Origin of the sequence: uncultured Fretibacterium sp. (assembly GCF_938030725.1) — a bacterium.
Classification (GTDB): Bacteria; Synergistota; Synergistia; order Synergistales; family Aminobacteriaceae; genus Fretibacterium.
This window is the reverse complement of sequence record NZ_CALHIQ010000146.1, coordinates 1-19,281: the sequence shown is the minus strand read 5'-3', so window position 1 is coordinate 19,281 and position 19,281 is coordinate 1. Positions and strand designations below refer to the sequence as shown.

The 19,281-nt window shown below is 63.8% G+C and carries 20 protein-coding genes; 11 read left to right on the top strand and 9 right to left on the bottom strand.

Annotated elements, in window-relative coordinates; all coding sequences use genetic code 11:
• Positions 1-131 precede the first annotated feature (131 nt).
• The 9 genes from Q0629_RS08375 to Q0629_RS08335 form a co-directional block, all read right to left on the bottom strand.
• Positions 132-1,805, bottom strand: coding sequence for a hypothetical protein (locus tag Q0629_RS08375; protein WP_298781328.1), 1,674 nt, complete (start codon positions 1,803-1,805; stop codon positions 132-134).
• A 165-nt stretch (positions 1,806-1,970) separates the two neighbouring features.
• Positions 1,971-2,591, bottom strand: a complete 621-nt coding sequence (locus tag Q0629_RS08370; RefSeq protein ID WP_298781326.1) for a hypothetical protein — start codon at positions 2,589-2,591, stop codon at positions 1,971-1,973.
• Positions 2,592-2,595: 4 nt separating this feature from the next.
• Entirely contained in the window at positions 2,596-3,144 is a 549-nt protein-coding gene (locus tag Q0629_RS08365) for a hypothetical protein (RefSeq protein WP_298781325.1), read from the bottom strand.
• The gene (locus Q0629_RS08360; RefSeq protein ID WP_298781323.1) at positions 3,141-3,782 is read right to left on the bottom strand and encodes a hypothetical protein; all 642 of its coding nucleotides are present in this window, start codon (positions 3,780-3,782) and stop codon (positions 3,141-3,143) included. The genes Q0629_RS08365 and Q0629_RS08360 overlap by 4 nt, the downstream gene beginning before the upstream one ends.
• Positions 3,779-4,714, bottom strand: coding sequence for a pilus assembly protein PilM (gene pilM, locus Q0629_RS08355; protein WP_298781322.1), 936 nt, complete (start codon positions 4,712-4,714; stop codon positions 3,779-3,781). Before pilM ends, Q0629_RS08360 begins: the two co-directional genes overlap by 4 nt.
• 233 nt (positions 4,715-4,947) lie before the next feature.
• Positions 4,948-5,487, bottom strand: a complete 540-nt coding sequence (locus Q0629_RS08350; RefSeq protein WP_298781319.1) for a hypothetical protein — start codon at positions 5,485-5,487, stop codon at positions 4,948-4,950.
• Positions 5,484-6,458 (bottom strand): hypothetical protein, encoded by a 975-nt coding sequence (locus tag Q0629_RS08345; RefSeq protein ID WP_298781317.1) that lies wholly within the window; start codon positions 6,456-6,458, stop codon positions 5,484-5,486. Before Q0629_RS08345 ends, Q0629_RS08350 begins: the two co-directional genes overlap by 4 nt.
• A complete protein-coding gene (locus tag Q0629_RS08340) occupies positions 6,458-6,844 on the bottom strand; it encodes a hypothetical protein (protein WP_298781316.1) in 387 nt (128 codons plus the stop codon). Before Q0629_RS08340 ends, Q0629_RS08345 begins: the two co-directional genes overlap by 1 nt.
• 2 nt (positions 6,845-6,846) lie before the next feature.
• Positions 6,847-8,790 (bottom strand): ATP-dependent DNA helicase, encoded by a 1,944-nt coding sequence (locus Q0629_RS08335; RefSeq protein ID WP_298781313.1) that lies wholly within the window; start codon positions 8,788-8,790, stop codon positions 6,847-6,849.
• A gap of 219 nt (positions 8,791-9,009) precedes the next feature.
• On the opposite strand from Q0629_RS08335, the gene rpsT reads away from it, so the two are divergent.
• From rpsT to Q0629_RS08280, 11 genes are all read left to right on the top strand, one after another.
• Entirely contained in the window at positions 9,010-9,285 is a 276-nt protein-coding gene (gene rpsT / locus Q0629_RS08330) for a 30S ribosomal protein S20 (protein ID WP_298781310.1), read from the top strand.
• 291 nt (positions 9,286-9,576) lie between these two features.
• Entirely contained in the window at positions 9,577-9,906 is a 330-nt protein-coding gene (locus tag Q0629_RS08325; RefSeq protein ID WP_298781308.1) for a cell envelope biogenesis protein TolA, read from the top strand.
• The gene (locus Q0629_RS08320) at positions 9,899-11,878 is read left to right on the top strand and encodes a V-type ATP synthase subunit I (RefSeq protein WP_298781305.1); all 1,980 of its coding nucleotides are present in this window, start codon (positions 9,899-9,901) and stop codon (positions 11,876-11,878) included. The genes Q0629_RS08325 and Q0629_RS08320 overlap by 8 nt, the downstream gene beginning before the upstream one ends.
• Before the next feature lie 100 nt (positions 11,879-11,978).
• On the top strand, positions 11,979-12,461 hold the full coding sequence (locus tag Q0629_RS08315) for a V-type ATP synthase subunit K (protein WP_298781302.1): 483 nt from the start codon (positions 11,979-11,981) through the stop codon (positions 12,459-12,461).
• 15 nt (positions 12,462-12,476) lie between these two features.
• Positions 12,477-13,055, top strand: a complete 579-nt coding sequence (locus Q0629_RS08310) for a V-type ATP synthase subunit E (protein ID WP_298781300.1) — start codon at positions 12,477-12,479, stop codon at positions 13,053-13,055.
• 15 nt (positions 13,056-13,070) lie between these two features.
• Complete coding sequence (locus Q0629_RS08305; RefSeq protein ID WP_298781295.1) at positions 13,071-14,075, top strand: V-type ATPase subunit; 1,005 nt, start codon at positions 13,071-13,073, stop codon at positions 14,073-14,075.
• Complete coding sequence (locus Q0629_RS08300) at positions 14,065-14,403, top strand: V-type ATP synthase subunit F (RefSeq protein ID WP_298781293.1); 339 nt, start codon at positions 14,065-14,067, stop codon at positions 14,401-14,403. Before Q0629_RS08305 ends, Q0629_RS08300 begins: the two co-directional genes overlap by 11 nt.
• A gap of 35 nt (positions 14,404-14,438) precedes the next feature.
• Complete coding sequence (locus tag Q0629_RS08295; protein WP_298781290.1) at positions 14,439-16,232, top strand: V-type ATP synthase subunit A; 1,794 nt, start codon at positions 14,439-14,441, stop codon at positions 16,230-16,232.
• Positions 16,222-17,631, top strand: coding sequence for a V-type ATP synthase subunit B (locus tag Q0629_RS08290; protein WP_298781288.1), 1,410 nt, complete (start codon positions 16,222-16,224; stop codon positions 17,629-17,631). The genes Q0629_RS08295 and Q0629_RS08290 overlap by 11 nt, the downstream gene beginning before the upstream one ends.
• A gap of 14 nt (positions 17,632-17,645) precedes the next feature.
• On the top strand, positions 17,646-18,266 hold the full coding sequence (locus tag Q0629_RS08285; RefSeq protein WP_015556222.1) for a V-type ATP synthase subunit D: 621 nt from the start codon (positions 17,646-17,648) through the stop codon (positions 18,264-18,266).
• Between the two features lie 136 nt (positions 18,267-18,402).
• A partial coding sequence (locus Q0629_RS08280) for an Rpn family recombination-promoting nuclease/putative transposase (RefSeq protein ID WP_298781284.1) occupies positions 18,403-19,281 on the top strand: 879 nt, incomplete at its 3' end.

The following is a 19,281-nucleotide window of genomic DNA, read 5'->3' as shown; positions in this document are numbered from 1 at the left end:
CCGCATGAACACGGCGAAAACGAAAGTCCGGCCCTAATTATAGCGTATCGGCCGTCAAAAAAACAGGAAGGGGCGACGCAGGGCCGCCCCTTCCGAAAACACAACGTCAGATTCGATTCTCTACGGTACGCTCACCGCGCCGCCTTGCGCGGCAACAGGGGCTCCTGCTCGATGGCTGCGTCCGGCGTGTCCAGGATGTGGGGCACCACCAGCATGACCACCTGGGTCTTGCGATGCTCATCGTATCGGTAGGTAAAGAGCTCGCCCAAGAGTGGCAGCTGCCCCAGAACGGGGATGCGAACGCGAGTTTGGGTCTTGTTATCACTGAAGAGCCCACCAATGACGAAGGGCTCGCCATCGCGCACGCGGACGTTGGTCGTCACGTGGCGCTTGGAGGTCCTGGGCATCTGCTCCCCCGTACTGCCCGTGATCATCTGCAAGACCTGCCCCGTTTCAAGGTCCAACGTGAGGTTGATCACCCCATCACGCCCTACCTTGGGAGTCATCGTCATCTGCGGACCAACCGTCTGCGTCGACCACGTCGGGTTGCCAGCGTCGTCGCGCTCGGAGATGTAGGGGTAGTCCTCCGTCAATTCGACCCTCGCCTCCATGCCGTCGATGGCGATGACGGAGGGATTGGCCAGCGTCTTTCCCTTGCCTTTTTCCTCCAGGGCACGGAAGGCTGCGTCGAACTCGCGCCAGATGCCGTGCATCGGGGTCCGTAGGTCCGTCTGAAGGGGCAGGATCGCACTGTTTTCATCCCTCAAGTTGAGGTTGCGGCCCAGGCGATTGTCGTCCGCGTAGCCACCGCGCATTCCGCCCCGCCCCGAGTAGCTGAGCCACCAGTGGTTGTACACCGCGTTCAGCGCCATCTCCACATCGTCCGTCACGCTGTCGCTGAACTCGAAGATCTTGGCGTAGATCATGACCTGCTTCCCCGGCTTATCCATTTTCTGGAGGATGTTGTTCACCTCCATCAGCTTCTGCGGGGTCGAGGTGACGTACAACGCCCTCAGGCGGGGGTCGACGAGCACGCGATCCGCCGGCAGCTTCGTCAGGTTCACCAGCAGTCCCTGGAGCACCGCCGGGTCCCCGTAGGCGATGTTGAAGGTGCGGGTTTCCTCGTTGCCGGAGAGCCGGGACAGGCCGTCCTGGGTCCCCACGACGATCGTGTCCTTCCCCACCATGTGGTAGGAGATGTCGTAGGTCCGCATCAGGTAGTCGAACGCCTCGCTGAGGGGGACGTTCTTCAGGGTCATCGTCACGAGGGCGGGGGGAAGCGACGGGTCGATGATGACGTTCTTCTTCAGGTGCGCTCCCAGCATCCGAAACACGTCGCGCAGCTCGGTGTCCCTGAGGTCCAGGGTGATCTTCGTCTTATCGGCGAAGGGCCCAACGGGCTTCGGCGCCTCCAGTTTCGGCCGCGTCTCCAAGGGCTCACGACGGATGCGTTCCTCCTCCACGCCGGCGATCATGCGGTAGGAGAACTCGTTCGACGGTGCAGAACCCCGCTTGGAGCGGACGGAAAGCGGCACCTTCGTCTCCATGACGATCTCGACGTCATCCGAGATCTGATTGATCTGCATATCCGAGATCATCGGGGTGACGAGCGCGTGGTTGCTCATCTCCGTTCTGTCCACGTGGGTATCCCGGATGAAGAAGCTCACGCGGGTGCTCTCACAGTTCACCTCGGGCTCGGGAAGGTCCTTCCCCGAGAGGCCCAACACCACCTCCGACGCCCCTAGCTGGTAGAGCTCGAAGTTCAGGAGCATCGGGCCGTCCCATTTTTTCTCTCGACTCTCCAAGGACGCCCTCTCCGAGTCGGAGCCGCGAAGGGCCTCGCGCCTCTCTCTCTCATGGTCTCTCCCCCAAACCAGGGATGGGATCCCAAGGGTCAGCGAAAGAACCAGTGCCCAAACAACCGCCTTAAAAGTAAGTCGTTTCATCTGTATCTCCCATCTCCTGAGCTCTTAAAATCCTGGGGTGATATTCCAGGTTTTCTTCTTCCAACGGACGACGACCTTGTCGTTCATGATGCGCACGATGCGCCCCTCCCGATTCAGGAAGGTGTCGCCCTGCTTCACGAGAAGCCCCGTGCCCACGCCCGCGATGTCGATGAGTGCCGTCCTCGTCTTGCCCATCAGCATGATGGCTCGCAGGGTGATCTCGGGCGGCGGCTCGACGACCTCCTCCACCTGAGGAGCCACGGCACCGCCTCCAGGAAGAGCAAGTTCGGGCGGGAGCGCAGCCATCCGCAGCGACGGGTCGTCAAAGACGTACTTTCCCATGTCCTTCATGGTCTGCGCCGTCATCGCGCTGCCCGAACGGCGGGCCGACGCGTCGCGCACCTCGGCGATCATATCTTCCAGCCGCTTCCTGTCCTCATTCACGCTGGTGGGGGTCACCGACGCCGTGAACGTCTTCTCCTGCCGCAATTGCTGCAACTCAAGATAGCTGTACACCGCCCAGGCGGTTCCTCCGATGAAGACGAGAAAGAGCAGGAGCCGCAACACACGGGCGGAGCCCTCGCTCATCACTCCGGTGAAGTTGCCCCAGGCATAAGCCATCGCTTCGCGCCAAGTTGACTGCATGGCCCTACCTCCTGCTGTTGTTGGCGGCGACGATAGCCTCCACGGTCACGTCGGCCTCGACGCGTCCCAGCGGTGCATTCTTGCTATCGCTGCTGTTCCGGTTTTCGTTCTGCCGCACGGTCAAGTTGACCACGCGCACCGTCATGGGAAGGCCGCGCCACGCAGCCAGCACCTGCACCATGTCGTAGTAGTCCCCCCGTAGCGTCATCGCGATGGTCCCTACGCCCTCTTTGTTGACGCCCTGCTGACGCGTGGACAGTATCTCCACGCCCTTGTCCTGCACCGCCTGCTGGACGTTGGCGTAGAAGTCCATGTCGTCCGAGGCCACATTGACATGATAGTTGTCAAGCTCATTGAAGGCCTCCGTGAAGACCTTCTTCTGCTCCATGAGGGCCTCCGTCGCGCTCGTCAGGTCCACGCGGCGCTGCTCCAGCTCGTCGTACTGAGCCTGGAGCTCCCGCACGCGCTTGTCCAGGAACCAGACGCCTCCGATCAAAGAGGCGCACAGCAGGAAGAAGAGGAGCGTAAGAACTACGACCTTGTTGTCCTTCATTGTGGGTTGGGCTCCTTTCCTGCGGAGTCGTCGGAATTCATCGCTTTCATGTTGATCTGCCCGAAGGGCCATAGGTCCAGGTGGAGTTTAAAGTTCACTCGTCCCGTCTTTTCGTCTTTCTCGGAACTTGGCATCGTCACGCCGCTAAAGACCCCGCTCCCACTGAGCCCCGTCGTCAGGGCGGTGATCTGGTCCTCCACGAGCGCCGTGGCGTCTACGTCCGCCGTATAGGCAACTGTATCCGCCCCCTCGACCTTCCCAGGAACGAAATGAATGGATATCATTCCCATCCCCTGGTCCATGTTGGTTTCAATGGCGCTCAATGCCTCGATCGTGGGGGGTTCATTCCGCATGATCTCCAGGGTCTTTGCGTACTGCTGCTCCCTGTTCTTCAGGCGAGCGATCTCCGCCGTCAGCTCGTTCTGGTCGGCCTCAAGCTTGGCGACCGCCTCTTCCCCCATCTCGATATCCGAGGCCAAAGCCCGAGTTTCCAAGAAGGCCATCACGATGTAGCCGATGCCCGTCGCCAGGAAGGCCAGGAGCAGAAGGATGGCCAGGATACGCGTGGCGTTGAACGAATGGCGCTTTCTCCTCCTCGCCAGGTACTCCGGAGGACAGAGGTCAAATTGTACTCTCATATCGCATCCCTCAAAGCCAGGCCAATGGCCACGTCAAAACCGGGGACGCTGCCAAGGTCTGAACGAATCTGCCAGGCAGACCAAACGTCGGAAACGACGACGTTTAGCGACGCCCCACTCTCCAAAAGCGCCTTGAGCCTCGGATTCTCTCCCAGGCTGCCCCCCAGGATCAGGTGGCGGATCGCGAGGTCCCGATACTGATTGCGGGCAAAAAGGATCGTATTCTGGACGTCCTGCGCAATGGGCATCAGCGCCTCGTCCGCGCTGCGGCTCATGGGGTTGCGGAGGTCCGCCAGGGTGGATCGGTAGAGGATGCCGTTATCCCGATAGCCCAAGATGATGTTGGTCACCTCGGGCTCGATGCCCAGGACGAAGTAGGCGTCGTTTCGGGCGGTCCGCCCCACCGATGCCCTGAAGAAGGCCACGTTCATCGGCTCCACCGCCCCTACGGGAATATCCGCGCGCTCCGTCAGCCTCAGGAGGTCACTCACGTAGGTCCGGCGTGCCGTAGCCACCAGGACCGTCGTCTTCTGCTCCACGCCCACGGGCACGTCCACCTCCACGATGTCCGCCGCGGCCTCGTTCCACGCATAGGGGAAGTAGCCCTCGAACTCAAGGGACAGGGCGTCCCGAATGTCCGCCACCGGCATCTTGGGATAGTCGATCAGCCTCAGGATCACATCCCGTCCCGGAATCCCCAGCGCCACCGGACAGGAAAACTTTCCCACCTGCCCCTTGAAGTCGTCAAACGCCTTCTCCAGCAGGTTGAACTGCTGTATCGACTCCCGCGAGATGCATCCCGCAGGCAGAGGAAAGACCTCCTGCCGGCGAACCTTGAAGCCCTGCCCATCACGCTCCAACTCAATGTAGCGAAGGGAGTCCTCGTGAAGGGCCAGGCCCGCGTACACGCCTTTCTTGTTTCCAGAAAGCAACCTCCTGCCTCCTTCCGGCAAGTTCGCAAAGATTCACCCCATCACGAGGCAACGCAAAATCACTTTACCCCACTGTATTCAGGGGGAAAAGCGCCCTGTCCAGTTCGCCTCCATCCGACAGAGTGACTACCGACTTATACTTAGTCCTCAGTATTTTACATTAAAGACAGCAACAATGGAACAAAATTTATCGCAGAATATCAAAGAAAATGATAAAAAAGTGACATGGCAACTCAAAGCCACACCTCCTGCCACAGCAGCGGGGCAGGGTCGAGCACGAAGGTCCGCCCTCCGCCCGGGAGTGTCACCTCCCGGGCAGCCACCGCAACCTCCAGCATCATGGCCGGCCCCGAGTTCGCCGGCTTGACGACCCGGATGAGAAAGGCGCCTCGGCACGGCGGAAAGAAACTCTCCGCGCTACGCTCCTCTTGCCACCGCGCCAACGGGACGCCCTCGACACTGTAGTCCAGATCGTAGACGCTCACCACCGTACCATCCTCTCCCACCTCCCGAAACAGCCGGAGCCCCGAGAAGTCGATCGGGGGCGTTCCTCGCGGGCTGGGGAGCCTACCCGCCTTCAACTCCTTCTTCAGCCAATGGCGCCCCACCTCCGCCATCGAGGCAAGCTGCACCCTGCCCGCAAAGCGCCATCGGCTCGACGCGGACGAGGCGTGGGCCCACTCGAGGAGCAGAAAGGTTTCCGTCCCCACCAACGCGGCGGTGAAACAGAACAACATCACAGCCCAAAGCGCCGCTCCCGGTCTCCTTCTCATAGGTTCTCGATCCTCCAGGACGCACGGGCCACGCAGAGTTCGTGGCGTCCGAATTCTGCTTTCCAAGGGGCGTCCTCCGGCCACGCCACGGGACGCCCTCCTCCGCCGAAAGCTGAAGAGCCTCCTGACGCCAGCACCCAGAGGTCCAGACACCTCAACCCCGGCCTCCATTCTGCCCATAGGGCCAGAATCCCCGCCTCCCGCGGGTAGAAGTTCGGCGGATACCAGTCCGCCTCCATCCCCTGAAAGCAAAGCGTCTCGTTCCGCACGCAAAAGCGCTCGCACCGCAGGAGGTAGAGCTCGGCCACGGAGGGCGCTTCGAGGGGGAGAGGGGCGGAAGGGGCAGGCCGGAGCGTGGCCTGCCGTCCGGACAGGGAGGCCACGTGGACGGGAAGCCCCGTCAGGGGGAGAACTCCCCAGCTCCGCAGGTCCTGAAAGCGCCCGCTGCGAAAGGGCGCCCCAGAAGCGGCTGAGATGACGGTGAAGCGCGCCCTCTGCCCCGGCTTGAGGTCTGCGCTCCCATCCTCCGCCCTCAGGATCATCCCCGACGGCAGGGCGTAGAGGAGGCAGAACGCCGTTCCGGCGAAGACTCCGTCCTTCTCCGCCGCCGGGACGAGGCCAATCGGCCCTTCCCGGTAGACGCGGACCCCACGGAAGGAGTCGGGCCAGCCCGCTATCTGCGGAGCGTCCGAGACGCCGCGCCCCAGAGCCCTCTGAAGCGCCCCGCTGCCGCTGCAGGCCGAGAGTCCCAGGCCGACGTGCAGGGCCCTCGGCTCGATGAAGGCGACGACCCTCAGGGCGCGGTCGCGGGCCAGGAGCTGCCGTGAGGTACGGCTGGAGGACAGGACGACCCAGCGGTACCCCGCCGTCAGAATCGCCCCCAGGCACGCCGCGATCATGAACCCCACCAGGAGCTCCGCCAGGGTGAAGGCTCGCGAGGTCGAAAGGCGGCAGCAACGTCGGATGCCCACTAGAACGTCCTCGTCTGGACGAGGGGCGCACTCGCTCCCCGCGCCCGGACCGTCAGGGTGACGCGAAGGGCGCCGCGGCTACCGGCGCTGCAGTCCCAACTGAAGGAGAGCGCGCCGTCGGGCGTCGTTCGAGGCATGGCCGCTAGAGCCCTCTTCGACGCAGGGCGGTCCACGCGGCTGAACCACCACTGCGCGCCGTACTGGCAGGCGTCCAGGCGCTGCAACTCCGCCTGGGCGCGGAGGCTGCCAGCCAGCGTCCCGAAGACGGAGGGCAGGATCAGGGCCAGGATGAAGGAGGCCATCAGGACCTCCACCAGGGTCTCCCCGCGGCGCACGCGCCCCGCGGCCCGTAAAAGCTTCCTTTTAAAGGCGCTCGTCGTCCTCAAGGTCAAACCCCCTCCACGGAGAGCTTCCGGAGGCGGCAGGGCGGGAAGGCGGAGAGGATCCTCCAGTCCTTCCGCTCCACGGCCCGGACGTCCAGCAGGACCACGCGCCCGTGGTCCGAGGAGCTGCGGATCAGCCTTCCCGCCGCCTGCCGAAGGAGGATTCGGGCCGTGGGGAGCGTAACGCGGACGAACCCCTTGCCGCCCTCCAGTTCGTTGCGCGCCCGAACCATGGGGTCGTTGGGATGGGGGAACGGGATGCGGTCGATGATCACCTGAGTCAGCCCCTCCCCCGGAACGTCCACCCCCTCGCGAAAGGAGATGCTTCCGATGAGGGTGGAGGTCTCGTCCTCCGTGAATTTTTTGAGGAGCTGTCGCTGGGGCATATCGCCTTGAACCAGCACCGAGTAGCCGCGATCCCCCGTCCTCATCCGGTCCGCGAAGGCGTTCAGCAGCCTCAGGGACGAGAGCAGCACCAGCGTGCGCCCGCCGTTTTTGTCGCATAGCCGCTCCATGATCCGACACATGCGCTCGTCGTACCCCGGCTCCCCGACGTGCAGTCCAACGTCCAGGACGAGGACCTCCATCTGGCGCGAGAAGTCGAAGGGGGAGTCCACCACGAGGCTGCGATCCGGGACGATGCCCGTCTCCCGGCTCCAGAAGTCGAAGCTCCCCTTTTGGGTCAGCGTGGCCGACGTCAGGACGAGCTTCTCCGGCGCCTCCTTCTGCAGGACCTCCTGGACGATCTCCGAAGCCGCCACGGGCTTGCTGGTCAACGCGCCGGACTCCGCCCAGTAGGCCCAGCTGGGGAAACGGGCCGCCGACAGGCACCAGATCAGGTTGCGCTTGAACTCGCGCACGTCGTCGATCCAGCGCATCAGCTCCGCGCCGCGCGCCGCCTCCCCCTTGTCGGAGAAGCTCCCGGCCATGAAGCGCTCCTCGAAGGCCTGCAGGGGGCGCAACAGGAGGTCCGCCTCCTCGGCCACCGCCTGCCCCTGATGGAGCAGCTCCTCGTTCGGAGCCGAGAGCTCTCCCCCGCGGGGCAGGAGGAGGGGCAGGGTCGTGAAGAGCTTCCGCAGCTCCTCACGGGCGCGGGAGGCGTGGGTCTGCAGCTCCTCGACCGGCACGAACTGAGCGCGGAGCAGGGGCGCGAACCCCTGAAGGACGCGCGGGCCGAAGAGGCCGGGGCCGCTCTCCGCCCCAACGCGGACGGCCGACGAGGACCTCACGGCGTCGGGGATGCGGTGGGCTTCGTCGCAGAGCAGCCAGTCGTACCGCAGGGGGAAGGCCCCGCCCCCCTCAAGGATGTGAGAGAAGAACAGGTTGTAGTTGGCTACGGCGACGTCCCAGTCCTGGGCCCTGCGGTAGGCCCGCACCACGAAGCAGCGGTCCCGATAGGGACAGGCCGGGCCCACGCACTGCCGAGCCCCCGCCGACAGGTCCGCCGTCAGGGGGTTTGAGGGGGAGAGCCCCAGCTCGGCCAGATCCCCCGTCTCCGTCTCTTGAAGCCACCGCTTGATCTCCTTTGGTTCATCAGGTCCCGCGTCGAAGAGCGAGGGGCCCGAAAGGCTGCCGGCCCTGCGGAGGCAGGCGTAGTTGGCCCGTCCCTTCAGGAGCCCGAAGCGGAGGTCGGAGTCCAGGAGCTCCGCCAGGCGCGGCAGGTCCTTCCCGATCACCTGCTCCTGAAGCGCGATGCTGGCCGTCAGGAAGAGGATTCTGGCCCCCTGCCGCCGGGCCTCCATGAGGGCGGGGACCAGCACGGCAAAGGTCTTCCCCACCCCCGTAGGGGCCTCCAGGGCGAGGACGGCGGCGTCGGCATCCCTCAGGAACCCCTGAACGGCCAGGGCGGCCTCCAGCTGCTGAGGACGAAACTCGTAGCTGGGAAGGCGCGACATCTTTCCCGACGGGGAATAAAAGTCCTTCAGAGAAAGTTCCGTGGTATAATTCACCTCAATGCCGACGACTTTTTGGAGGACTCGCGGCGCCCCGTTCAGGGGTGCGTTCAAAGCGCTCTCTCCGACGGCGGCGGATTATTTTAAATGAAAGCGCCGTCAAGGCTTGCACACCTATTATACAGAATGTTACAATGCATTGCGTTGTATTTTAAGGGGCAGGGCTTTCGGGCACAAGCTCGAACGGGCGTCTGAACCGGAGGGGGGTGAAGGTCCATGCCAAACAAGCAATCGGCAAAGAGGCGCGTCCGCATCGAGGAGCGCAATCGTCTCTACAACCGCTACTGGACGACGCGGTGCAAGACCGCCGTCAAGAAGCTCCTGGAATCCGTGGAGGCCGGGGACGGCGAGGCCGCAGCCAGGAATTTCAACCTGGCCCAGAGCGTGCTCGACAAGGCCGTGGTGAAGGGCGTGATGCACCGCAACACGGCGTCCCGCCGCAAGGAGCTGATGGCTCGCGCCATCAAAGGTCTGAGCAGGTCGGAGGCGTAGGCCCGTCGGCCGTTCGTTTGAATCAAGAAGAGGGGGGCCCTCAGCGGCAACCCTTTTTTTGTATAGTGTGGCGCGTGCGCCGTTTTGTTTTACTTTCAGGAACGAAAATAATATAATGGAAAGGTGTGCTTTCAGCCGTTTCTCGAGCGCGCTGCGGCGCAGAGGCGGACTTGGGGCACAGGAAGCCCGACCCTTGCAAAAATGGTGAACTCATTTCTCCCTTGAGGGCTTCGGACGCACCACCCCGTTATTTTCGTTTCCCTTTTGCGTTGCGAGAGGAGGTGAAGAACGATGGCAGACAATCCAACCATAGCGGAGATCAAGGCGGCAGAGGAGAGGGCGGCCGCAGGCGTCCAGGACGCCAAGTCGGCAGCCGCCCGCAGGCTGAACCAGGCCCGAACGGACGCGGAGAGCACGTTGAAGGAAACCCGCCAGTCGGCGGCGCGTCAGTTCCGCGAGAAGCTGCACAGGGCGGAAGAGGCGGCGGAGATCAAGGCAAAGGATATCCTGTCCAAGCGCGAGGCCGACGCCAAGGACTTCTACGCGAAGCACAAGGACAAGGTCGCCGGTGCGGCCTCCTGGATAACGGAAGAGGTGATGGGTAGATATGGGCGTGGCTAAACTCAAAAAAGCGGAGCTGTATTATCACAAATCCGTTCATGAGGAGATCGCTGAGGCCCTGCAGGAAACCGGCGTCTGCCAGATCATCGGCTCGTCCGAGGAGGCCCTGCGTCCGGCCGACGTCGAGGCCAGGCTGACCGAGAGCGAGGGACGCCTGTCGGACGTGCGCTACCTCATGCGCACGCTGACCCCCTACTACGACGACCCCGTATCCTCCCTGGACAGGACGCTGGGCGAGCGCGCGCTCATCTCCATGTCGGACCTTTCAAAGCTCGCCGGTGAGACGGACCTCGGCGCCGTCGCGTCGCGCGTCCGCGACCTGGAGCACGAGATCGCGGAGGCGCGGCTCAAGCTCTCTCAGCTGAGGGCGAACAAGGCGCTTCTGGCGGGACTGGAGTTCCTCCCCTACCCGCTCTCCTCCATCACGGAAGGAACGCAGCGCCTGGCCGGCCTCCTAGGCACGGTTAAGACGGAACAACTCAAGGCCCTGCAGGGAGCCCTCGAGGCCTTTTCCAAGGACACGGAGCTCATCCTGGAGCCCCACGACGCAAAGGCGGCCGAGGTGCGGGTCCTCCTCTACTACTCGCGCGACAAGGGCGCGGCAGTTTTGGACGCCTGCACGAAGAACGGCCTGTCCGCCATCGAGGTCCCCGCTTCCTTCAGGGGGACGGTCCAGGAGGAGGCCGTGAAGGCGGACGCCGCCCTCCTCGACCTCGAAAAACGGGAGGCCGCCCTGCTGAGCGACCTCAAGCAGGAGGCCGAGAGGTGGATGCCCGCGGTGCAGAAGCTCTCGGACTACTGGAACAGCCTCACGCAGCGGTATCAAGCCCTGGGCAGGAGCGACGAAACGGAGCGCACCATGCACACGCGCTTCTGGGTGCCTGCGAAGGACGCGGCACGGGTCCAGAAGAAGGTCGAGGCCATCAGCCCCAACGTGGCCCTGACCCTGAGCGACCCGGCGGAGGACGAGGAGCCGCCGACGCTCCTGGAGAACGGCAGTCTCATCCGTCCGTTCAACATTCTGACGGAGCTCTACTCGCCCCCGAAGTACCGGGGCATCGACCCCACACCCCTTCTGGCGCCCTTCTTCTTCCTCTTCTTCGGCATGTGCCTGGGGGACGCAGGGTACGCCATCGTCATGCTGGGAACCATCTGGTGGGCGTTTAAGAAGTACCGACGCATCCCCATGGGCGTGAAGGACTTCATCACGCTCTTCGCCTTCAGCGCCGTTTCGACCTTCGCCTACGGCGTCGTCAGCGGGAGCTTCTTCGGCAACTTCATCGACTCCTTCCTCCCCTTCCTGGTCCCCCTGAAGAACGCGCTGATGCTGGTCGATCCGATGACCAACCCGATGCAGGTGCTGGGCATCTCCCTCCTGCTGGGCGTCGTCCACCTGATGTTCGGCCTCCTGATCGCAGCCTACGACAACTTCCGACAGGGGAACCTCGTCGACGCCATCGGAGCGGACATCTCCTGGTTCCTCCTGATCGTAGGGCTCTCTTTCCTCGGCACGGGGATGGGCGGCATCCTGCCGCCACACTTTGCCCTGCTGGGCAAGATCATGGCGATCACGGGGGCGGTCATCGTCTTCTGGTACGCGGGCCGCGAGAAGACGAACATCTTCGGCAAGGTCATCTCAGGATTTTTGGCCCTCTACGGCTCCACGTCCTACCTGGGCGACATCCTGAGCTACAGCCGCCTTCTGGCGCTGGGGTTCGGCTCGGCGGTCATCGGCATGATCATCAACCTGCTGGGCGGCATGGCGGCGGAGATCCCCTACATCGGGTGGCTCATCGCCGTCGTCGTCATCGTCGGCGGACACATCTTCAGCATCCTCATCAACATCCTGGGGGCCTTCGTACACCCCCTGCGTCTGCAGTACGTCGAGTTCTTCGGCAAGTTCTACACGGGCGGAGGCGAGCCCTTCACCCCCCTCGTCAACACGGAGGAGTACGTGGAGATCGCCGATTAACGCGCCGGATCGCGGGAATTTTCCCGCAGAACACGCTTTATAAAAACGACGGCAGGGCCTCGAACGCCGTGCCGAAAATTCGAAGGGAGTGCTTGGTATTATGGATCTTTTGGGACTGTCTCTGGCTCTGTTTGGCGCCGCGCTGGCCGCGGCACTGTCCGGCATCGGCTCGGCCATCGGCATCGGCATCGCCGGTGAGAGCGCTGCGGGCGTCATGACGGAGGACCCCAACAAATTCGGAAGCTGCCTCATCCTTCAGGCCCTTCCCGGCACGCAGGGCATCTACGGCCTTTTGATCACCTTCTTCGTCCTCAACAAGCTCGGGCTCCTGGGCGGCGCAGGCGCCGTGGCGCTGAACTGGAACCAGGGGCTTCAGATCTTCGCCTCCTGCATGCCCATCGCCATCGTCGGCTGGATTTCCGCCATCTATCAGGGGAAGACCTCCGCGGCCTCCATTCAGATGATCTCGAAGAAGCCTGAGGCCATGGGCAAGGCGATCATCCTCCCGGCGATGGTGGAGACCTACGCGGTTCTGGCCCTCCTCACGAGCATTCTGATGCTTATGGGAGTTCAGGTTCAGTAGGGCAGGTGACTCCACATGTCACTTGCCGATATCAAAGCGAAGATCAGCGCGGAGTCGCAGGCCGAGATTCAGGCCATCGAGTCCGAAGCCGACGCGAAGGTCCGTCAGATCAATCAGGAGCTGAACGCAGAGGTCAAGAGCGTTAAGGACACCTACGCCTCCCGCTTCGCAAAAGAGGAGCCGGAGGTCCTGAGGCGCCGCGAGATCGTGGCCGGGATCGACGCCAACAAGGTTGACCTGGGCGTCCGCCGCCGCCTCGTGGACGACGCCTTTGCGGCCTCCCTGCGCAAGCTCGCCGACCTCCCCGCGGACGCCTGCCTCAAGTTCGCCTCCAGGCTGCTCAAGGAGGCGGTGTCCTCCGGGCACGAGGCCGTCGTCGTAGGGAAGGACGAGAAGCACCTGAACCAGGGGTGGCTCGACGGCTACAACGCCGAACACGGGACGTCCCTGACGCTGTCGCAGGAGCGCCTGCCCATATCGGGTGGTTTCGTGCTGAGGGATGAGAAGATCGACACCAACTGCTCGTGGGAGATGCTGCTTGAGGACGTTCGCCCAGAGATCGAATCCGAAGTTGTCAAGAAGCTGTTCTCCTAAGGGGAGGGGTCGGCTATGAGTTACGTGTACACCGTGGCCAGGCTCAGGGGGATGGAGACGCACCTCCTTGACGCAGCCTTCTTCTCGAGGCTCATCGACAGCTCCACCCTCGAAGACGCCCTGAAGGCGCTGAGCGAGACGTCTTACGCCCAGTGGCTGACGCAGACGGGGGGCGAGGACTTCGACAAGGCCATCGACGAGGAGCTCCTGGCGACGTGCCGAGAGCTGGGGCAGTTCGTGCCGGACGAGGGGCTTCTGACCCTGTTCCGGATGCCCTACGACTACCACAACGTGAAGGTCGCCCTCAAGAGCCTTTTCAGGGTCCGCGGAGGCGACGCCGAAGGGCGCAGGCACGACCTGCTCTCCCCCCTTGGCGCCTTCCCCTCCGAAGAGCTGGTTGAGGCCATCGAGACGGAGGAGTACGGACGTCTCCCCTACGGGCTGGCCGACGTCGTGCCCCACTGCTGGACGCTGTGGGATCAGACGAAGAACCCCCAGGCGGTGGAGCTCCTGCTGGACCACCACCTGTTCGCGGCGATGCTCCGCATCGCCGAAGAGCTTGGGATGCCGGACGTCGTTCGGTGGGTGCGACACCGAATCGACGCCGAGAACCTCAAGAGCGCCATCCGGCTTGCCCGTATGCGCTACGACACGGCAAAGGGGCTCCCCTTCTTTCACGACGGGGGCTTTATCCGGGCGGCGGACGTTGCGCGCCTCCTGGGAGAGCCGCAGGAAACGTGGGGAAAGATCCTCTCCTACACGGATATCGGGGCCGTTTTGGACGTGCTTCAGGAGGGTTCCGACGTGCAGACCGCCCTGTCGGACGTCTCGAAGGCCCTGGACGAGTACCTCATCCGCGTCCTTGAGAGGGTGCGGTACTCCACGAACGCGCCGGCCAACGTCCTCCTCTACCTCCTGACGAAGGAGGCCGAGGCCCGCAACCTGCGCATCGCGCTGGTGTGCGTGGCGGGCGGACTGAGCCGCGAGTTCTCAAGGAGGTTGCTGAGCCATGCCCGATAACCGTTCCCTGCCGATGGCGGCCATCGGCAGCTACGAGATGGTCCTGCCGTTCCAGGCCGTGGGCGTCAAGACCGTGGTGCTGGAGGGGGAGAAGCGCGACTCCTTCGAGGAGCTTCTGGAGAAGCTGGCCCGCGAGAGCTACGCGGTCGTCTTCATCCAGGAGGACCTCTTCGTCGACTTCGGCGGGAAGGTCCAGGAGGTCAACGACCGCTACCCCACGAGCGTCCTGCCCATCCCCGGCCCCTCCGGGACGAGCGGGGCGGGGCTTGAATCCATCCGCAGCAGCGTCGAGAAGGCCGTCGGAATGGACATCTTTGCTGAGAGGTAGTCTCACATGAAAAAGTACAGGCGGAGGCGATAAGAGTGCCTAACGAAAATGCAGTTAAGGGAACGATAGAGCGTATCTCCGGCCCCCTGGTAGTCGCCAGGGGAATGCTGGGCGCCAGCATGTCCGACGTGGTCCACGTCGGCACGGCGGGCCTGGTCGGAGAGATCATGGACATGGATGGGGACAAGGCGTCCATCCAGGTCTACGAGGAGACGTCCGGCCTGAAGCCGGGAGAGCCCGTCGTCTGTCTTGGCGAGCCCCTGAGCGTCGAGTTGGGGCCTGGGATCATCGAGCAGTTCTACGATGGGATCCAGCGCCCGCTGGAGCTGATCGAGAAGGCGGCAAAGAGCCCCTACATCTCCCGCGGGATCAGCGTGCCCGCCATCGATCACGCGAAGAAGTGGAAGTTTGAGCCCCGCGTGAAGGTGGGCGACACGGTCGAGGCGGGCGACGTCCTTGGCGTCGTGCAGGAGACCGTCGTGGTGGAGCATCGCATCCTGGTGCCCGTGGGCATGAAGGGGACCGTAAAGAGCGTGAACGGCGGGGACCACACCGTGCTCGACGTGGTGGCCGTGCTCGATGACGACGGCGTGAAGCACGAGGTCACCATGCTCCAGCGCTGGCCCGTGCGCAAGCCGCGGCCCGTGTCGAGGCGCCTCGCCCCCAACGTCCCCATGACGACGGGACAGCGCGTCGTGGACACGTTCTTCCCGGTGGCCCTCGGCGGGACCGCCTGCGTCCCCGGCCCCTTCGGCTCAGGGAAGACGGTGATCCAGCACCAGTTCGCCAAGTGGGCTCAGGCGCAGATCGTGGTCTACGTCGGCTGCGGCGAGCGCGGCAACGAGATGACGGACGTGCTCCTCGAGTTCCCGGAGCTGGACGACCCCCAGACGGGGCAGCCCCTGATGAAGCGCACGACGCTCATCGCCAACACCTCCAACATGCCCGTGGCCGCCCGTGAGGCCTCCGTCTACACGGCCATCACCATCGCGGAGTACTACCGCGACATGGGCTACTCCGTGGCCCTCATGGCGGACTCCACCAGCCGCTGGGCGGAGGCCCTGCGCGAGATGTCGGGACGCCTCGAGGAGATGCCCGGCGAGGAAGGATACCCCGCCTACCTGGGCACCCGTCTCGCCTCCTTCTACGAGCGCGCGGGGCGCTGCGTCGTCCTGGGCAAGGAGGGCCGCGAGGGCTCCATCACCGTCATCGGGGCCGTTTCGCCTCCCGGCGGTGACCTCTCCGAACCGGTCACCCAGAACACGCTGCGCGTCACAAAGGTGTTCTGGGGACTTGACGCCAACCTGGCCTACCAGCGCCACTTCCCCGCCATCAACTGGCTGAACAGCTACTCGCTCTACACGGACCGGCTGGACGTGTACTGGAACGAGAAGTTCGACGACGAGTGGAGCGGCCTTCGGGTGGAGGCCATGAGCCTTCTGGAGAAGGAGGCCCAGTTAAACGAGATCGTGCGCCTGGTGGGTATCGACGCGCTTTCCCGCGATGAGCGCATGGTCATGGAAACGGCGAAGTCCCTTCGCGAGGACTTCCTGCACCAGAACGCCTTCCACGAGATCGACACCTACGCCTCGATGGAGAAGCAGTTCAAGATGCTGAGGATGATCGTCCGCTTCCATCACCTGGGGCTCGACGCCCTGCACAGGGGCGCGCCCATGAACGAGCTGTTCAACCTCCCGGTGCGCGAACAGATCGCCCGTATGCGCTACCTCGAGGAGTCGCAGATCTCGCAGATCGACAAGCTGGAGGACACGATGAAACAACAGATCAACGGAATCGTCCCTGTGGGAGGTGAAGGCAATGTTGCCTAAGGAGTACAGGACCATATCCAACATCTCCGGCCCCCTGATGATGGTGGAGAGCACCCAGGACGTCCGTTACGACGAGCTGGCGGAGATCGAGCTGGCAAGCGGCGAGAGGCGGCGCGGCCGCGTCCTTGAGATCGAGTCCGACCGCGCGCTGGTGCAGGTTTTCGAGGGCACCTCCGGCATCGACACGAACGAAACGAAGGTTCGTTTCCTGGGCAAGGTGCAGACCCTGCCCGTGTCCCGCGGCATGTTGGGCCGCGTCTTCAACGGCCGCGGCGAGCCCATCGACGGCGGCGCCCCCCTGATCGCAGAGCAGACCCTGGACATCAACGGGATGCCCATGAACCCCTACTCCCGCGACTTCCCCTCGGAGTTCATCCAGACGGGCATCTCGACGATCGACGGGCTGAACCCCATGGTCCGCGGCCAGAAGCTGCCCATCTTCTCGGCGTCAGGCCTCCCCCACAACCGCATGGCGGCGCAGATCGCGCGCCAGGCCACCGTCATCAGCGGACACGAGGACTTCGCCGTCGTGTTCGCGGCCATGGGCATCACCTTCGAGGAGGCCTCCTTCTTCATGGAGGACTTCCGCAAGACGGGCGCGCTGGAGCGCACGGTGCTCTACATCAACCTGGCGGACGACCCCGCGATCGAGCGCATCAGCACGCCGCGCATCGCCCTGACCGCCGCGGAGTACCTGGCGTTCGAGTGCGGCATGCACGTCGTGGTCATCCTGACGGACCTCACGAACTACTGCGAGGCCCTGCGCGAGATCTCCGCGGCGCGCAAGGAGGTCCCCGGCCGCCGCGGCTACCCCGGCTACCTCTACACGGACCTCGCGACGATGTACGAGCGCGCCGGCCGTCTGAAGGGCAAGGTGGGCTCCATCACCCAGATCCCGATCCTCACCATGCCGGAGGACGACAAGACGCACCCCATCCCCGACCTCACGGGCTACATCACGGAGGGCCAGATCATCCTGAGCCGCAGCCTGCACCGTCAGGGCATCTACCCGCCGGTGGACGTCATGCCCTCCCTGTCCCGACTGAAGGATAAGGGCATCGGCAAGGACAAGACCCGGGAGGACCACGCGGACCTGATGAACCAGTTGTTCGCCGCCTACTCCCGCGGCAAGGACGCGAAGGAGCTGGCGGTCATCCTGGGCGAGGGCGCGCTCTCCGACGAGGACAAGGCCTTCGCCAAGTTCTCCGACGTCTTTGAGGACACGTACATCCGCCAGGGCGAGTACGAGAACCGCACGATCCAGGAAACCCTCGACCTGGGCTGGAACCTGCTCACCATGGTCCCGACCAAGGAGTTGAAGCGCGTCCGCGACGCCTACATCGACAAGTACTTGAAGCCTCTGCTCGAGAAGAAGGCGGCACAGGGCGCGAAGGCCTGAGGGGGCGGTGAGCGATGGCACGCATCAACGTGAACCCCAACCGCATGGAGCTCTCCAAGCTCAAGAAGCGACTGACGACAGCCGTCAGGGGCCACAAGCTCCTGAAGGACAAGCAGGACGCCCTGATCAAGGCGTTCCTGGAGAAGGCGCGCGCGGGCAAGGAGCTGCGGGAAAAGGTCGAGAAGGAGCTGGCGGAGTGCTACGGCACCTTCGTGCTCTCCCGTGCGCAGACGACCCCCGAAGTGCTGGAGCAGGCGCTCATGTTCCCCGGCGCGAGCTGTTCGCTGTCCGTGAAGTGGCGCAACGTCATGAGCGTCATGGTCCCGGAGTACGACGTCGAGCAGGAGGGCAACCCCGTGAACTACGGCTTCGTCTCCGTCCCCGTGCTGCTGGACACCGCGCTTGAACAGTTCAGCAAATTGATCCTCCGGCTCCTGGAGATGGCGGCGGAGGAAAAGGCCATCCGCATGATGGCCGGCGAGATCGAACGCACCCGACGGCGGGTCAACGCCCTGGAGTACGTCATGATCCCCAACTACAAGGAAACGATTCGCTACATCAGCATGAAGCTGGACGAGCAGGAGCGCTCCACGCTCAGCCGCCTCATGAAGATCAAGGAGATCGTTTCGGCCTAGAGCCAACGGCCCACGCCACAAGAGGTCCCCCTCGCGCGAGGGGGACCTCTTGTGTTCGTCGGGCCGAAATCGGCTATAATAGAGCGAAGGCCGCGCCTTACCGCGCCTCAACCGCCCTGTAGAGAAGGTGAATGCCATGACCTGCGAACGCGAGGGCTTGTCGACCGAGCTGTCACCAGAGGAACTGGAGCACTGCGTTCGTTCCGCAAACCTCCTGAACGACGTGGTCTTCAAGTACCTCTTCGCCACGAAAGGGAACGAGGAGAACCTTCTGCGCCTCCTGAACGACGTCCTGGCCCCAGGACGGGGCATCGTTTCCCTGCAGTACCTGGATCGGGAGAACGATCCCCGTCGGGACGAGGGCCGGGGCTCCTGCGTGGACGTCCTGGCCCGCGCGGAGGACGGCCGGATGTGCCACGTGGAGGTTCAGTTAGGGAGAGAGGGGTACTTCTTCGAACGAGCTCTTTATTACGCGTCGTGCAGCTACTCGGACCAGTTGTCCGTTTCCGACAGCTACGACAAGCTGAGACCGATCATCTTCGTGTCGATCCTGAACTTCTGCCTTTTTCCGGATCGCGCGGAAGACTGGCGGTCGTTGCACCGGCTTCTGGACGTGAAGGAACAGCGGAGCTACTGCGACGGCATGGAGTTTCATTTTATCGAGATGCCGAAGCTGAAACGCCTGGCGGCGGCGGACCGCGTCGAGGACGTGGGCCTGAGCCGCGTGATGAAATACCTTGGCCGGATAGGAGGGAACGCTGAAATGGAGCGATTGGTGGAATGCGACCGGGGGATCGAGCGGCTCGATGATGGGGTCCGGACGTTTTTCCGCAAGCGAGGGAACCTTGCGCTCTACAGGCTGCGAGAGCGTGCCGAAACGGACTACCGCAGCAACATGAGGTTCGCGGTGCAGGAGGCCATGACCGAGGGCGAGAGCAGGGGCAGAGATTTAGGCAAGGCTGAGGGCAGGGCTGAGGGCAGGGCTGAGGGCAGGGCTGAGGGCAGGGCTGAGGGC

Excerpts from the sequence above, each read along its gene's own strand:
- Q0629_RS08325 (WP_298781308.1), top strand. The coding sequence starts at position 9,577 with ATGGCAGACAATCCAACCATAGCGGAGATCAAGGCGGCAGAGGAGAGG.
- Q0629_RS08315 (WP_298781302.1), top strand. The coding sequence starts at position 11,979 with ATGGATCTTTTGGGACTGTCTCTGGCTCTGTTTGGCGCCGCGCTGGCC.
- Q0629_RS08360 (WP_298781323.1), bottom strand. The coding sequence starts at position 3,782 with ATGAGAGTACAATTTGACCTCTGTCCTCCGGAGTACCTGGCGAGGAGG.
- Q0629_RS08285 (WP_015556222.1), top strand. The coding sequence starts at position 17,646 with ATGGCACGCATCAACGTGAACCCCAACCGCATGGAGCTCTCCAAGCTC.
- Q0629_RS08310 (WP_298781300.1), top strand. The coding sequence starts at position 12,477 with ATGTCACTTGCCGATATCAAAGCGAAGATCAGCGCGGAGTCGCAGGCC.
- Q0629_RS08350 (WP_298781319.1), bottom strand. The coding sequence starts at position 5,487 with ATGAGAAGGAGACCGGGAGCGGCGCTTTGGGCTGTGATGTTGTTCTGT.
- Q0629_RS08305 (WP_298781295.1), top strand. The coding sequence starts at position 13,071 with ATGAGTTACGTGTACACCGTGGCCAGGCTCAGGGGGATGGAGACGCAC.
- Q0629_RS08290 (WP_298781288.1), top strand. The coding sequence starts at position 16,222 with ATGTTGCCTAAGGAGTACAGGACCATATCCAACATCTCCGGCCCCCTG.
- Q0629_RS08370 (WP_298781326.1), bottom strand. The coding sequence starts at position 2,591 with ATGCAGTCAACTTGGCGCGAAGCGATGGCTTATGCCTGGGGCAACTTC.
- rpsT (WP_298781310.1), top strand. The coding sequence starts at position 9,010 with ATGCCAAACAAGCAATCGGCAAAGAGGCGCGTCCGCATCGAGGAGCGC.
- Q0629_RS08300 (WP_298781293.1), top strand. The coding sequence starts at position 14,065 with ATGCCCGATAACCGTTCCCTGCCGATGGCGGCCATCGGCAGCTACGAG.
- Q0629_RS08365 (WP_298781325.1), bottom strand. The coding sequence starts at position 3,144 with ATGAAGGACAACAAGGTCGTAGTTCTTACGCTCCTCTTCTTCCTGCTG.